This window comes from Blastococcus sp. SYSU DS0973, from assembly GCF_054051055.1.
On record NZ_JBJHAN010000012.1, the window covers coordinates 1 to 13,634 of the forward strand.

Sequence of the window (13,634 nt, forward strand, 5' to 3'; positions counted from 1 at the left end):
GGGGGGGGGGGGTGGGGGGGGGGGGGGGGGGGGTGCGCGGGGTGGGGGGGCGCGGGGGGGGGGGGGGGGGGGGGGGCGGGGTGGGCGCCGCGGCCCCCCCGCCCCCCCCCCCCCCCCCCCCCCCTACCCGACGTCCTCGGGCTGGCGATCCGGTTGCCCGGCGGGGACGGCGCCCCGGTGGACCTGCTGCTGTCGACCACGGGGAGCGGGCGGCTGACCCGGTTCCTGCCGGTGCTCCGGTCGGATGCGGCGGCCACCTACGGCTCCATCATGGCCTACCGGTCCGCCGCCGGGCCGGTGCGGCTGGCCGCCTTCCCGGAGCGCGCCGGCATCCTGTCCGACCCCGGACCGGTGGCCGGGGCGGCCGACCGCGGCGCCGTCGCCTTCACGCTGGCGGCCGCCATCGGCCACGGGGGGTGGCGGCCGTTCGCCACGCTGCGGGCCATCGGCGCGCACCGGCCGCCGGAGCCGGCGCTTCGCTTCGACGCCGTTCGCAACGCGCCGCCGGGCCTGGCGGCCGACGGGCCGCTGGCACGTTTCCGGGAGCCCGCCTACGCCACCGCCCGCGACGTGGGGCGCCCCTCGACCACGTGACGCACCGGACGCACCGGCTCACCCGATGGAGTGGGTCACGGGTTGGCCTCGACCGTGTCGGGGTAGCAGGCTCAGGCGACGGGCTCGAGCACCGCGGCCGGTCCCTGAGATGTCGAGCGGCAGCATCCTGACCGCTCGACCGTACGAGGAGACGCATCCGCGCGTGACCCCTGCCGAACTCCCGCCCCCGGGGCTGCCCGCCACGGGCATCCGGGTGGCGACGATCCCGCACAGCAACCCGTACGTCGACGCCGTCGTGCCCCCGGGGGTATCGCGCATCGGAGACGCCACCGAGCCCAGCCCGTGGTTGGACCTCGCCCACCTGACGGCCCACGCCGACGAGGTCCACGTGGTGCACCTGCACGCCGGCTACGGGCACGTGGACACCGCGGAGCTCGTGAGGTGGACCGAGGAGCTGCAGCGGCTGGGCGTACCGCTGGTCGTCACCGTCCACCAGTTGCGCGACGCCGACGAGGTCTCCCCGGGCCGGCACGACGCCCATCTGGCCGCGGTGCTCGGCACGGCGGAGGTCGTGCTGACGCTCACGCCGGGCGCGGCCGACGAGATCCTGGACCGGTACGGACGCACCCCGATCGTGGTCGCGCACCCCTCGATCGCCGCCGCCGACCCCGAGCTCGGGGCGGAGCGGGGGCTCGTCGGCGTGTGCATGGGGCCGGCGTCGAGCGCCGTCCCCGACCCGGTGGCGCTGGTGCGGGCAGCGCTCTCGGGCGCTGTCTCCGGCGGCGGGCGGCTGCGCGTCCTGGTCGACGAGGTGGGCGTCCCGGCGCTGGACCCGGCGATCGTCGCGCTGGCCGTCGACGGGCAGGTGGAGCTGGTCCCCTACCGGGAGGACGAGCGGGCGGCTGCGCTGCAGCAGCTGCACGTGGCCGTGCTGCCGGAGCGGTGCGGAACGCACTCGCGTGACGTCGAGATCTGCCGCGACGTCGGCACCCGCGTGGTGGCACCGAGCTGCGGCTGGTTCGTCGACCAGTGGTCGGAGGTCGTGCCCTACGCCCATGACGAGCAGGGTGGTCCGGACCCGGTGTCCCTGGCCGCCGCGATCGGTGCAGCCCTCACCCGGCCGATGCCGCGGCCGGCCGACCGCACGTGGCGCGAGCAGCAGCGGGCGGCCGTGCAGGAGGTGCATGCGGAGGTCTACGCGCGGGTGGCGGCGGACCGCAGCTGGGCCTGAGACGACGACGGGCCCGGCGCGATGCCGGGCCCGTGCGGAGAAGAGTGTGGGCAGGGGCGGGGTCGAACCGCCGACCTCTCGCTTTTCAGGCGAGCGCTCGTACCGACTGAGCTACCTGCCCCTCCCGGCGTTCTCCGCCGGAGAGCGACCCTGACGGGACTCGAACCCGCGACCTCCGCCGTGACAGGGCGGCGCGCTAACCAACTGCGCTACAGGGCCTTACTGGTGGTGCGTGCCCCCAACGGGGTTCGAACCCGTGCTACCGCCTTGAAAGGGCGGCGTCCTGGACCGCTAGACGATGGGGGCTCGTGTTCGCCGGGGGCAGCGAGAACAATACATGCCCTTCGCGCCTCCTCCGACCGGGGGTCCCCAGATGCGAGTCTGTGTCCCGTGCGCGCTGATCCTCACGTCCTCGTCCCCGCCGTCGTGGCCTCGCTGATGGTCCTCGCCGGCTGCGCCGGGGGCGCTGACGTCGGCGAGACGTCATTCCCCGCCGAGCCGGCGACCAGCAGCTCGGCGGCCTCTGTCCCGCCGTCGGAGGCCCACGGCACGCTGGGCGCATCAGGGACCGCGGCGGCCCCGTCCGGCGCGGACACCGAGCCGGAGACCGCCGACCCGTCGGCCGACGCGCGCGTCACCGTCCGTGACGTGCGAGTGGCGGCGCACGACGGGTACGACCGGGTGGTCTTCGAGGCCCGCGGCACCGGCACGCCGGGGTGGGATGTCCGCTACGTCGAGCAGGCCACCGAACCGGGTCGCGGGCGGGCGATCGACCTGCCCGGGGAGGCCGTGCTGCAGGTTCGGATCACGGGCGCCGGATATCCCTACGACACCGGCGTCGAGGAGTTCACATCCTCCGGCCCCCTGGCCGCCCCGGGCACCGAAGCGGTGACCGAGGTGGCGTTCGCGGCCACCTTCGAGGGTGTCACGACGGCGTTCGTCGGGACGCGCGACCGCCTACCGTTCAGGGTGTACGCGCTGCAGGGCCCCGAGCGGATCGTCGTCGAGGTGGTCCACCCGGACTGAACCGGTGGCCGAGCGCAGCGGTCGTCAGCTGAGGTTGGCCGTCACCTTCACCGAGTCGTCGGTGACGCTCGAGCAGGAGATCTGCAGCGGCCCGGCGGCCACGCCCTCACCCTCGCCGCAGGACACGCTGTTCCCGCCGACGCTGAGCGAGGCCCGCCCGTCCTGCACGCCGTCGAAGGAGAGCGTGGTGCCGAGGATCTCGGCCTGCGCGCCGTCGCCGGTCAGCGTCACCGTGCAGCTGCCGGCGGAGCACGAGACGTTCTGGGACGTGAAGGAGCAGCCGGTCAACGCGGCCAGGGAGAGGCCTCCGGCGAGCAGCCCTCCGGCGAGCCGGGTGGCAGGGGTCGTCGACGTCATGGGTCTCAGCCTAGGGTCCGTCGGTCAGCCCGCAGGGGACGCTGGTGCCACCGGGTCGCCGGCGGGAGCGGGGCTGGGGGGGACCATCGCGCCGTCCTCGGCCGGCGGCACCGCAGCGCCGTCGGTGACCGCCGGGTCCTCGGCCGTCACGATCGTGCGCTGCACGGTCACCTCGGTCCTGCCGAGCCCGCCCAGGGTGATCTCGTCGTAGGCCAGCAGGGCGCCGGTGACCGGATCGAGGTAGAGCACCGTGCACGTGAGCGGCTCGGGGTACTCGCCCTGCAGGCCGCGCAGACCGGCGCCGCCGGTCGAGCCCTGCACCATGAGCAGCGTGTCCTCGGAGAGCTTCTCGACCGTGCGCTCGTGGGTGTGGCCGGCGAGCACCAGGGGGGCGACGCCGTCCAGCGGGGGTGCCTGCTTCGGGTCGTGCACCAGCGCGATCGCCGGCTGCTCGGCGAGTGTGCCGGCGTACTCCGCCAGTTCCTCTCCGGACTGGACCAGCACGTCCTCGCCCGCCTCGTCGTCGCCGGTGCTCTTGTCCGGGGTGAAGCGGGGGTCGGGGGCGCCGATGATGCGGATCCCGGCGACGCTGACGTTCGAGTCGTCGAGGACGGTGACGTTCGACTGCGCCGCGAGGATGCTCGCGGTCGTGGCCGAGTCGTGGTTGCCGCGGATGTAGACGTAGGGGACGTCGAGGTCGCCCACCGAGGTGATCAGCCGGTTCTCCGGCTCGCTGCCCCAGTCGGTGAGGTCGCCGGTGTCCAGGACGCCGTCCACGTCGAACTTCTCGACGACCTGCCGCACCAGGTCGAAGCCGGCGGGGTTGAGGTGGATGTCGGAGATGTGGAGGAGGGCCACCGAGTCGTCGGTCCCGGTGGGGCTGGGGAGGGCCGAGAGCGTCGCGTACAGCGTCCCGACGTTGGCCACCAGGTCCTCCAGCGACGCCCGGTAGGCGTCGAACCGGGTGACGATGTCCTGCGCGTTCCCGATGAGGCTGTTGGCGTTGACCAGCAGACCCGTGTACGTGGGCTGGGACAGCGCCTCGGGTCGCCACGTGGCGACGCCCACGGCCCCGGTGGCGGCCAGCACTGCCGTGGTGACGCCGAGGGCGATCAGCGGCTCGCGGCGGCGTCGCAGCACCGCCCACGTGGTCAGCGCGGCGCCGGCCAGCGCCCAGAGCACGGTGACCCACACCAGCCGGACGACGGCCGACTGCAGGTTCTCGGTGACGCGGTCGACGACGCCGGCCAGCCGGACCGGGTCGCTGGCCAGCGCCTGGGCGCGGGCCTGGTCGACGCTCTGCAGGGAGATGTCCAGCCGCAGCGGCCCGTCGTAGGCGTCCACGGCCAGCGAGCCGAGCGGGGGGACGGCGACCTCCGCGCCGCCGGAGGCCGGCCGGAAGGCCAGCGTGGCGTCGAAGGGGCCGATCGGCGCGGAGACCCGGGCGAACAGCAGGACGGCGATCAGCGCACCACCCAGGGCGAGGGCGACGCGCGCGGCCCAGCGTCCGGCCGTCCGGGCGCGGTCCGGCCACGGGGACGTCGTCGCGGTCGGCTCGGTCACCGCGCCCACGCTAGCGGTCGCCCATGCCGGCCTCGGGTCGGCGCGGCGGCCTGATCAGTCCCTGGCCGGTTCGGGCCGGAAGATCCACCGCAGGGCGAGGAAGCGCAGGAGGCCGACCAGGCCGGTGACGACGACGACCGTGGCGATCTGCAGCCACGGGTGGGCGCCGTCGATGACGGCGTTCAGCCAGCCGAGGGCGGAGCTGGTGGCCAGCAGCCCGATGACGGTGACGCCACCGGCCTCCCACTGGGCGGTGAACCAGTGCACCCGCTCGTCGGCCCGGAAGGTCAGCCGCCGGTGCAGCTCGTTGGCCAGCACCGTGGAGACGGCAGTGGCCACCAGATGCGCCGCCAGGTAGCCCCGCCCGTGCACGCCGACGAACAGCACCGCGTAGACCCCTGTGGTGACGGCGCCGACGAGGACGAACCGCAGGAACTGTGCGGTGGTGTCGTTCTCGTGCAGCCGTGCGGTCAGCCGCGGGGTCGGCGTCCGCCCCTCCTGCGCCGGGGTCCGCACCAGCTCGCCGACGCCGTCGGCAGCCTGGCTGCGGCGGAGCAGGGACGGGGAGGTCACGGGGTGTCCTTCGGGTGGATGGGGAGCGGCAGAGGTGAGCGGGGTCAAGGCTCCTCTTGGCGATAACCCCTGTCACTACCGAACATGCCGGTGGCGGCTGTGGCTCACCCGTGTCCTTGCTCACGGTTGCCTGTGGATCACCGGCTGGCGGTGTCGGCCTTGCCCGTGCGTCATGCACGGGCAAGGCGGGTAGGGGGCGCGCATGAGTCTCATGGGGTTCCTGGACCGCATCGCGGACGTGTCGGCGTTCGACAAGGCCATCGAGCCCGCGCGACGCGCCGTCCAGGGCATGCCGAGCGCGGTCAAGGACATCTTGCACGGCACGTGGCTGGGCCACCCGCTGCACCCGGTCCTCGTGCAGGTCCCGGTCGGCAGCTGGGTCTCCGCGGGGCTGCTGGACGCGGTGCCGCCGCTGCGGCCGGCCGCCACGATGCTGATCGGCACCGGCGTCGCCGCCGCTGTCCCCGCGGCGCTGGCCGGTGCCGCGGACTGGTCGGAGCAGGGCAGCGGGGTCCGCCGGCTCGGCGCGCTGCACGCGGTCATGAACACCGCCGCGCTCGGCCTGTACGTCGGCTCCCTCGCGGCGCGGGGCGCGGGGCGGGGCACGCTGGGCCGGGTGCTCTCCTACTCGGGCCTGGGCCTGGCCGGGGCCTCGGCCGCCATCGGTGGCCACATGTCCTACGCCCAGTCCTCGGGCGCCTCGCACGCGGCGACCGCCGTGCGTGCGCTGAGCACCGACTGGATCGATCTCGGCCCGCTCGACGACCTGCCGGAGGGCCGGCCGGCGATGCGTACCGGGAAGGGCAGCAGCATGGCGGTGCCGCTGGCCGCCGTCCGCCGCGGGGCGCGGGTCGACGTCTTCGTCGCGGCCTGTTCGCACATGTCCGGCCCGCTCGACGAGGGGGCGGTCGAGACCGTGCGGGGCAGCGAGTGCCTGGTCTGCCCGTGGCACGGCTCGGCGTTCGACCTGGACAACGGCGAACCGCGGCGCGGCCCGGCGGCCAACCCGCAGGAGAAGCTCGAGGTGCGCATGGAGGCCGGCCGGGTCATGGCGCGGATACCGGGCCGCCACCGCTGACGCGGCCGGCAACGGGCCCGCCGCCGCCCGGCTCACGGTCGTCCGTCCCGACGACGACGTGACGGCCCGGCGAACGCTCACCGCCGTGGAGGGCGGGACGAGGTGGTCCTGGAGCGCGTGGCGGGCAGCGTCCGGCTCGCCGTGGCGGCGCAGGTGCCCTGGAGCTGCGGGCCCGGCGCGAGCACGGCCGACAGCGCGGTGCGCTCCCCGGTGGCCACCCGCGATCGGCATGTGGTCCCGGAGGCCGAGCAGTTCTACGTCGTCCCGCTGCGATGCGGGTGGGCGACGGCCCGACGGCGGTGGTGGACCTCCCCGCGGACGACGGCCTGCGCGCGGCGCTCACCGACCGGGTCGGCCGGGTGCGCCGGCGCGCGGACTGAGCGGGGCCGGACAAGAGGCCGGCCCGGCTGCCCCGGGGGGAACGGGTCAGCCGGGCCGGGGTCGTTCCCGCCGGACGCCGGAGCGCTGGGCGGACGATGCGGCGGACAGGAGTGCGGTACCGCGCCCCCGACCGGAACGATGATGACGGTACGTAACGGCCGGGGGCGCCCGCGATCCCCTGAACGGGTGGTCCGGTGTCAGGGTAGGTGACACGGCGCACACGAGGTGTGGCGGGCACCACGTCAGGGGCACTCACCCGGGATGTTCTTCCTGTTCTCCAGCCGCCTCGGCTGTCTCGGATCGCTGCTCCTGTCGGCGGTGCTGACCCTGATCCTGCTGCTCGTGCTTGGCGTGCTGTGACGACGCCCGGGCGGCAGGTCTGCGTGCGGACCTGCCGCCCGGGCGCGGATGCCGGGTCGTGTCGGACCGCTGGAGGCGGCCTCCTGCGGATCAGCCGTTGAGCTCCAACGTCTTCATGGTCTCGGAGCGGACCTGCTCGAGCAGCGCCGGCTCGTCGTTCAGCGCATGGCCGTAGGAAGGGATGGCCGTCTGCAGCATGGGGCGCCAGGCGTCGATGCGCTGCGGGAAGCAGCGCTCCAGCAGGGTGAGCATCGCCGAGACGGCGGTCGAGGCACCCGGGGAGGCGCCGAGCAGGCCGGCGATGCTGCCGTCGCCACCGACGATCAGCTCGGTGCCGAACTGCAGGACGCCCTTGCCGCTCTCGGGGTCCTGCTTGATGACCTGCACCCGCTGACCGGCGGTGACCATGTCCCAGTCGGCCTGCTCGGCGGTGGGCACGAACCCCTGGAGGGTGCGGTGCCGGGCGGAGCGCGACTGCACCAGCTCGCCGATGAGGTACTTGGTCAGCGCCAACTCGGTGCGCGCCACACCCAGCATCGATCCAAGGTTGTTCGGCTTGACGCTCTTGGGCAGGTCGAACATCGAGCCGGCTTTGAGGAACTTGGGCGAGAATCCGGCGTAGGGGCCGAAGAGGAGCGAGTACTCGCCGTCGATCAGGCGGAGATCCAGGTGCGGCACAGACATCGGGGGCGCACCCACGGCCGCCTGCCCGTACACCTTGGCCTGGTGGGTGCCCACCAGCTCCGGCGAGCGGGTGCGCAGGAACATCCCGCTCACCGGGAAGCCGCCGAAGCCGCGGATCTCGGGAATGCCTGCCTTCTGCAGCAACGGCAGAGCGCCACCGCCGGCGCCGACGAAGACGAAGCGGGCGCGCACCGTCACACGCTCACCGGAGACGGTGTCGCGCACGGTGACCTTCCACCGGCCGTCGCTCTCCTTCTCCAGCGCGTCCACCCGCTGGTTGACGTGCACGTTCACCCCGCGGGTGGCGACGTCGTCGAGCATCAGGCGGGTGAGGGCCCCGAAGTTGACGTCGGTGCCTGCGGCCGAGCGGGTGGCGGCGACGATTTGCTCGGGGTCGCGGCCCTTCATCATCAGCGGGAGCCAGTCGGCCATCTCGGCCTGCGACTCGCTGTACTCCATGCCCTCGAAGAGCGGCTGGGCGGCGAGGGCGGCGTGGCGGGCGCGCATGTAGCTGCGGCCCTCTTCACCGGTGACGAAGCTGATGTGCGGAACCGGGGAGATGAAGTCCTTGGGCGAGCCGGTCATCCCGCCGCGCACGAGGTGCGACCAGAACTGCCGGGAGATCTGGAACTGCTCGTTGATCGTGAGGGCCTTGGTCGGGTCGACCCGGCCGTCGGGGCCCGCGGGGGTGTAGTTCAGCTCGCAGAGGGCGGCGTGCCCGGTGCCCGCGTTGTTCCAGGGGCCCGAGCTCTCTCCGGCGACGACCTTGCCGGACTCGAAGACCGCGACGCTCCACTCGGGGGCGACGACTCCGAGCAGCTGGGCCAGGGTGGCGCTCATGATGCCGCCCCCGACGAGTACGACGTCGGGGTTCGCGCTGTCGGGAACGCTGCGCTCGGAAGTCACGTCTGCCTCTCTGGCTGTGCTCGGCGAGGCGCTGCAGCGCCCCCCATCGATCGTCGGCGGGAATCGGCCGGTACATGCGACCGCCGGCGTATGAGGTCTGTCACCGCGATCGGCCGGTGCGGCGCCTCAAGGTTATGACCGGCACCGACGGGTCCCATGCGCGGGCCGGTGTGTCCGCATTCACCCGGCGCTGGGCGGCCCTCGCGGAGTCGCGGCGTGGAAGTCACGCCGTCGTCGACGGCCGGCTACCCGACGCCGCGCACCCAGTCGTCCAATTGAACGGCCTGCTGCTCCACTTGGCCGGGCACCGGCGATGCCGTCCGGCGAGCGTAGTGGCTGGGCGAGACGCCGGCGGTAGCCTTCCCGCGGGTGGAGGAACGCGAGACGCCTCAGGCGTGTCGTGGTTCCACGCCCAGCCGGGCCTCTAGCTCAATTGGCAGAGCAGCGGACTTTTAATCCGCGGGTTGTGGGTTCGATCCCCACGGGGCCCACGTGAAGCCCCCTGACCAGCATGTTCGCTGATCAGGGGCGGTTCCGGGACCGGCTCGTCCGAATGCGGCCAGCGAAAGCCGCAGGCATCCCCCGATCCGGGCGCCGAGCTGCTGCTCATGACGAGCCTGCGCCGCGAGGACCTGCGCGAGACGATGGTCGGCGACGCCGAGTGGCTGCACCGGCTCCTCGCGGCTGGCTGGCGGGGCACGCCGCGGGCACCGCCTGAGCGATCGGCGATCCGTCGTTCCGGCCGACGGCGTCTGTCCGTTCGCTGAGCCCGGTGCCGGCGAAGGGCCTGGGGTCCACCTGGTCGTGCTCATCCACCCGGAGTGGTTCAGGAACGGAATCGGGGGCGCGGTCGACCGCTACGTCGCCATGACCCGGGCGACGCGGCGGCTCGTGGTCCTGACGAGCTACTCCCCGGGCTGAGGAGCGGAACCCGCGGCGGCCAGTACCTGGCCTGCTCGCCGTAGCCCGGGCAGCGGGCGACCGCGTCGCCGGTGGCGGCGAGCAGGGGTTCTGCGGCCGCCAGCAGGGCCAGCAGGTCGGGGGAGTGGTCCCAGCGACCACATCGACGCCCGCGCCTGGGAACACGGTGCGGCCCTCGCGGCAGGTGCCGATGAAGCGGGGGGTCAGGGACGCCGCGGCCCCGTCTGGCACGCCACGACACGCGAGCGCGTCCGGATCCCGCGGGGACGACCGGGCGCCCGCGGCGGCATTCCACGCTCGGGAGCGGGCGTCTTGTCGACAGGTCGTCGCCTTCCGAGAAGGGTCGTCGCACGCCCGGGGTGCGCCGTGCAACGAATGGGACACGGGCGCCGTCCGGAGGTGTCCGGAGCAGCCGTCGGGCCCTGCCACCGGACCTAGCCTTCGGGTCGTCCGCGGCGCTTCCCCAGTCGCGGAGCACGACAGCGAGGAGTCCCTGTGCACGCCACCGTGGTACCGCTCCACCAGCCGTCCACCTCCGCCCGCGAGGTGCCCGACGGCGAGGCCCTGGCCCTGTTGCTCGACCTGATGGTGGACGAGCCGGCCGCCGTCCCCGCGACCCCGGGCACGCCGGGGCCGGGGTGGGCCGCGCGGGTCCAGGAGTGGTCGCGCCGGGCATCGGCCTGGGGCGAGGGCCCGCAGGGAGCGTGGCGTGCCTGGTGAGCTGATGGCCGTGCTGGCTCCGCTGGTGGGGTGCGGCGCGCTGATCGCCGTCGTCGTCGCCCTGGGCGCCAGCTCGACCGCCCGGTACGAGTTCGAGCGCAACGGCGTGCAGACGGCGCAGCGGGCGGTCACCGCCGCGCAGCCACCCGCACGCACCGGCGCCGTCCGCGCCGTCGAGGGAGCGGGCCCCGAGCAGCCGGCGGCTGAGCGGACCGCGGTCGGCCTGGCGACCCACCCGGCCGGCCGGCACCTCGCCGACGGCCCGTCGGCCACCGGCTGGTGGCTGGTCGACGAGCCCGGGGGCGTCGCGGTGGCCGGGCCGTTCGCCGACCGGCTCGATGCCGACTGGGCGCTCTTCGCGGAGGAGCTGCCCGACACCGCGCAGGTCGTGCACGGCGCCCGGCGCGCCGACGGCGGCGTGGTCCGGCGGCAGTCGTCGCAGGAGCGGGAATGGCTGGCCGAGCTCGGCCGCCAGCTGGACCGCCTGCCCGAGGACTGGACCCCGTTCATGACCGACGACGAGGACGCGCTGACGACCGTCGCGGTGGACGTCACCGCGGCGCTGCTCGAAGCCGGCCTGCCGCTGCACGACTGCGAGGGGGTCGATCCGGCCGGCGGGGCCAGCGGCGGGGTCTGCGTCACGCCGCACCCCGCGGGCACGGGCGTGCTCGTGACCTGGCGCCAACACGACCGGATGAGCCTGCAGCAGGTGCGCGGCGCGGCGATGGACGCGGCCGTGCAGCGGACGATGACCGCCGCCGTCGGGACCGTCCTGCAGCAGATGGGCTTCTCCGTCGAGGAGTTCGGCGACACCGGGTGCCACCTCGTGAGGGGCCCGGCCCGCTGAGGCGGACGACGTGCACCCGGCCCAGGCCGGGTGCGGTGCCGGCGGGACCCCCCGGCACCGCAGGGTCACGGGTGGCGCGCGGCGTCGTCCAGCGCCGGTGGCACCACGAGGACCGGGCGGCGGCGCAGCCGCGCCGGCAGCCGGGGGCCGGCGGGCGGCAGGCCGACCGAGGTCGAGCGATCGGTTCTGGCGGGGACGGTGCTCACGGAACTCCTCTGCAGCGGTGTGCCCCCAAGGTCGCGGCGGGGTCTGACATTCCGGTCCGGCGCAGCTGTGCGTTCCCCGGGAGGTCGGGCCTGCGGTCCTCACCCTCCGGGGAGTACGGGCTCGAACCCGACCGATGGAGCCGGGGCCGGCGGATCCTCGCCGCACGCCCGGGTGGCCGCACGCGCTGAACCGCACGGACGAGGTCACGCTGCCGGAGGCGGCCGGGTGTGCCACCATCCGCCCGGTGGACCAGGACAGCGGACGAAGTGAGCAGGGCAACGGACTGAAGCGCCGGGTCTTCTACGGATCGGTCGCCGGCGTCCTCGCCGTCGCGCTGTGGGCGATGGCCAGCCCGACCTCGGCCGCCGGGACGATCGGCTCGCTGGTGGGCTGGACGTCCGAGTGGTTCGGCTGGTTCTACATCGCCTTCGCGACGGCCGTGCTGGTCTTCGTGCTGGCCATCGCCTTCTCCCGGTACGGGCGGGTGAAACTCGGCCCCGAGCACTCCGCTCCGCAGTTCAGCACCTTCGCCTGGGCGTCGATGCTCTTCGCCGCCGGGATCGGTACCGATCTGATGTTCTTCGCCGTCGCCGAGCCGGTGACCCAGTACCTGGCACCGCCGGTCGGTGCGGGCGAGACGGTCGACGCGGCCCGCGAGGCCACGGTCTGGACGCTGTTCCACTACGGCGTCAACGGCTGGGGCATGTACGCGCTGATGGGGATGGCGCTGGCCTACTTCGCCTACCGGATGAACATGCCGCTGGCCATCCGCTCCGTGCTCTACCCGATCTTCGGCCGGCGGGTGCACGGAGGCATGGGCGACGCCGTGGACATCGCCGCAGTGCTGGGCACGATCTTCGGCGTCGCCACGTCGCTGGGCATCGGCGTCGTCCAGCTGAACTACGGGCTGTCCGTGCTCTTCGGCATCCCCGAGGGCCGGGCCGCGCAGATCGGGCTGATCGCGCTCGCCGTGGCGGTGGCGACGGTCTCCGCGGTGAGCGGGGTGGACCGCGGGATCAAGCGGCTGTCCCAGCTGAACGTGGTCCTCGCCCTCGGGCTGGCCGCCTTCATCCTCGTCACCGGCAACACCGCGTTCCTGCTCAACGGGCTGGTGCTCAACGTCGGCGACTTCGTGAGCAGCTTCCCCGGCCGGACGATGGACACCTTCGCCTACGACCGGCCGGACGAGTGGCTGAACGGGTGGACGCTGTTCTTCTGGGCGTGGTGGATCGCCTGGGCTTCGTTCGTCGGCCTCTTCCTCGCCCGCATCTCGCGCGGACGGACGATCCGCCAGTTCGTCGCCGGCACGTTGCTGCTCCCGTTCAGCTACATCCTCATGTGGGTGTCGATCTTCGGGAACAGTGCGATCGACCTCATCCGGCAGGGGAACGACGCGTTCGGGCAGACGGCGATGAACACCCCGGAGCGGGGCTTCTACACGCTGCTGGCGGAACACCCGGCCTTTCCGTTCATCGCCTCGATCGCGACGTTCGTCGGGCTGCTGTTCTACGTGACCTCCGCCGACTCCGGCGCCCTGGTGATGGCGAACCTGTCCTCACGGCTGAAGCGCCCGCAGGACGACGCGGCCGCCGGGGTTCGCATCGTCTGGGCGGTCGCCACCGGGGTCCTCACCGCGGCGATGCTCGTGGTCGGCGGTGTCCCGGCGCTCCAGAACGCGACGATCATCATGGGGCTGCCGTTCGGCTTCGTGATGCTGCTGGTCATGGTCGGGCTCTACCGGGCGCTGCGGAACGAGGCCGACCGGGCCACCCTCCGGCACGGGGTCGGCCCCTCCCGCCGCCCCGCCGCCCGGCGTCGGGACCGCCTGCGCCGGCGCCGGCCGGTGCCCAGCGGCCGGGAGCGGGCCGCGCAGTACCTCTCCGAGACCGCCCGGCCGGCGCTGGACGAGGTGGCGGCCGAGCTGCGGGCGCGCGACCTGGCGTCGGAGACGCGCTGGGTCGTGGACGACTCCGGGAACCGCTCCGTGGAGCTGACGGCAGAGGTGGACGGCGGCGCCCCGTTCCGCTATCGGATCCAGACCGGCCAGCAGGCCCGGCGCCCGGCCGATGCGGCGGACTCCCGGCTCGACGTGCGGCTGGAGCCCGGGGATGGCGCGCACGTCACCGGCTACGACGTCATGAACTACACCCACGCCCAGCTGATCGACGACGTCCTGCAGAAGTACGCGGAGCACCTGGCGAGCCGGACCCACGCCGGCTGAGCCA

At 73.9% G+C, this 13,634-nt stretch carries 12 protein-coding genes and 4 tRNA genes; 8 read left to right on the forward strand and 8 right to left on the reverse strand.

Annotated features, from left to right (window positions below):
• The first annotated feature begins 177 nt into the window (after positions 1 to 177).
• Both ACI791_RS16415 and ACI791_RS16420 read left to right on the forward strand, forming a co-directional pair.
• A complete protein-coding gene (locus tag ACI791_RS16415; protein WP_456587008.1) occupies positions 178 to 594 on the forward strand; it encodes a hypothetical protein in 417 nt (138 codons plus the stop codon).
• Between the two features lie 163 nt (positions 595 to 757).
• Positions 758 to 1,786: a hypothetical protein gene (locus ACI791_RS16420; RefSeq protein WP_456587009.1), complete on the forward strand. Its 1,029-nt coding sequence runs from the start codon at positions 758 to 760 to the stop codon at positions 1,784 to 1,786.
• Between the two features lie 47 nt (positions 1,787 to 1,833).
• Here the strand turns inward: ACI791_RS16420 and ACI791_RS16425 are convergent.
• The 3 genes from ACI791_RS16425 to ACI791_RS16435 form a co-directional block, all read right to left on the reverse strand.
• A tRNA-Phe gene (locus ACI791_RS16425) sits at positions 1,834 to 1,907 on the reverse strand.
• A gap of 24 nt (positions 1,908 to 1,931) precedes the next feature.
• A tRNA-Asp gene (locus ACI791_RS16430) sits at positions 1,932 to 2,005 on the reverse strand.
• A 14-nt stretch (positions 2,006 to 2,019) separates the two neighbouring features.
• Positions 2,020 to 2,092, reverse strand: a tRNA-Glu gene (locus ACI791_RS16435).
• A gap of 84 nt (positions 2,093 to 2,176) precedes the next feature.
• Here ACI791_RS16435 and ACI791_RS16440 point away from each other — a divergent pair.
• Complete coding sequence (locus ACI791_RS16440; protein ID WP_456587010.1) at positions 2,177 to 2,812, forward strand: AMIN-like domain-containing (lipo)protein; 636 nt, start codon at positions 2,177 to 2,179, stop codon at positions 2,810 to 2,812.
• A gap of 24 nt (positions 2,813 to 2,836) precedes the next feature.
• Here the strand turns inward: ACI791_RS16440 and ACI791_RS16445 are convergent, their stop codons facing one another.
• Genes ACI791_RS16445 through ACI791_RS16455 form a run of 3 tightly spaced genes read right to left on the reverse strand, consistent with a single transcriptional unit; the run spans position 2,837 to position 5,305 of the window.
• Positions 2,837 to 3,169, reverse strand: coding sequence for a hypothetical protein (locus tag ACI791_RS16445; protein WP_456587011.1), 333 nt, complete (start codon positions 3,167 to 3,169; stop codon positions 2,837 to 2,839).
• Positions 3,170 to 3,193: 24 nt separating this feature from the next.
• Positions 3,194 to 4,732 carry a metallophosphoesterase family protein gene (locus ACI791_RS16450; protein ID WP_456587012.1) on the reverse strand — a complete coding sequence of 513 codons (1,539 nt, stop codon included), beginning with the start codon at positions 4,730 to 4,732 and terminating at the stop codon, positions 3,194 to 3,196.
• Positions 4,733 to 4,786: 54 nt separating this feature from the next.
• The gene (locus ACI791_RS16455) at positions 4,787 to 5,305 is read right to left on the reverse strand and encodes a GtrA family protein (protein ID WP_456587013.1); all 519 of its coding nucleotides are present in this window, start codon (positions 5,303 to 5,305) and stop codon (positions 4,787 to 4,789) included.
• 202 nt (positions 5,306 to 5,507) lie between these two features.
• Between ACI791_RS16455 and ACI791_RS16460 the strand changes: the two genes are divergently transcribed.
• Positions 5,508 to 6,383 (forward strand): Rieske 2Fe-2S domain-containing protein, encoded by an 876-nt coding sequence (locus ACI791_RS16460; RefSeq protein ID WP_456587014.1) that lies wholly within the window; start codon positions 5,508 to 5,510, stop codon positions 6,381 to 6,383.
• A gap of 831 nt (positions 6,384 to 7,214) precedes the next feature.
• Here ACI791_RS16460 and ACI791_RS16465 read toward each other — a convergent pair.
• On the reverse strand, positions 7,215 to 8,714 hold the full coding sequence (locus tag ACI791_RS16465) for a malate:quinone oxidoreductase (protein ID WP_456587015.1): 1,500 nt from the start codon (positions 8,712 to 8,714) through the stop codon (positions 7,215 to 7,217).
• Between the two features lie 418 nt (positions 8,715 to 9,132).
• Here ACI791_RS16465 and ACI791_RS16470 point away from each other — a divergent pair.
• The 3 genes from ACI791_RS16470 to ACI791_RS16480 all read left to right on the forward strand — a co-directional run bounded on the left by ACI791_RS16470 (position 9,133) and on the right by ACI791_RS16480 (position 11,202).
• Positions 9,133 to 9,205 (forward strand) — tRNA-Lys (locus ACI791_RS16470).
• Positions 9,206 to 10,130: 925 nt separating this feature from the next.
• Positions 10,131 to 10,355: a hypothetical protein gene (locus tag ACI791_RS16475; protein ID WP_456587016.1), complete on the forward strand. Its 225-nt coding sequence runs from the start codon at positions 10,131 to 10,133 to the stop codon at positions 10,353 to 10,355.
• Positions 10,345 to 11,202: a hypothetical protein gene (locus tag ACI791_RS16480; protein WP_456587017.1), complete on the forward strand. Its 858-nt coding sequence runs from the start codon at positions 10,345 to 10,347 to the stop codon at positions 11,200 to 11,202. Before ACI791_RS16475 ends, ACI791_RS16480 begins: the two co-directional genes overlap by 11 nt.
• Positions 11,203 to 11,267: 65 nt before the next feature.
• Here the strand turns inward: ACI791_RS16480 and ACI791_RS16485 are convergent, their stop codons facing one another.
• The gene (locus ACI791_RS16485; protein ID WP_456587018.1) at positions 11,268 to 11,408 is read right to left on the reverse strand and encodes a hypothetical protein; all 141 of its coding nucleotides are present in this window, start codon (positions 11,406 to 11,408) and stop codon (positions 11,268 to 11,270) included.
• A 245-nt stretch (positions 11,409 to 11,653) separates the two neighbouring features.
• On the opposite strand from ACI791_RS16485, the gene betT reads away from it, so the two are divergent.
• Positions 11,654 to 13,630 carry a choline BCCT transporter BetT gene (gene betT / locus ACI791_RS16490; protein WP_456587019.1) on the forward strand — a complete coding sequence of 659 codons (1,977 nt, stop codon included), beginning with the start codon at positions 11,654 to 11,656 and terminating at the stop codon, positions 13,628 to 13,630.
• Positions 13,631 to 13,634 lie beyond the last annotated feature (4 nt).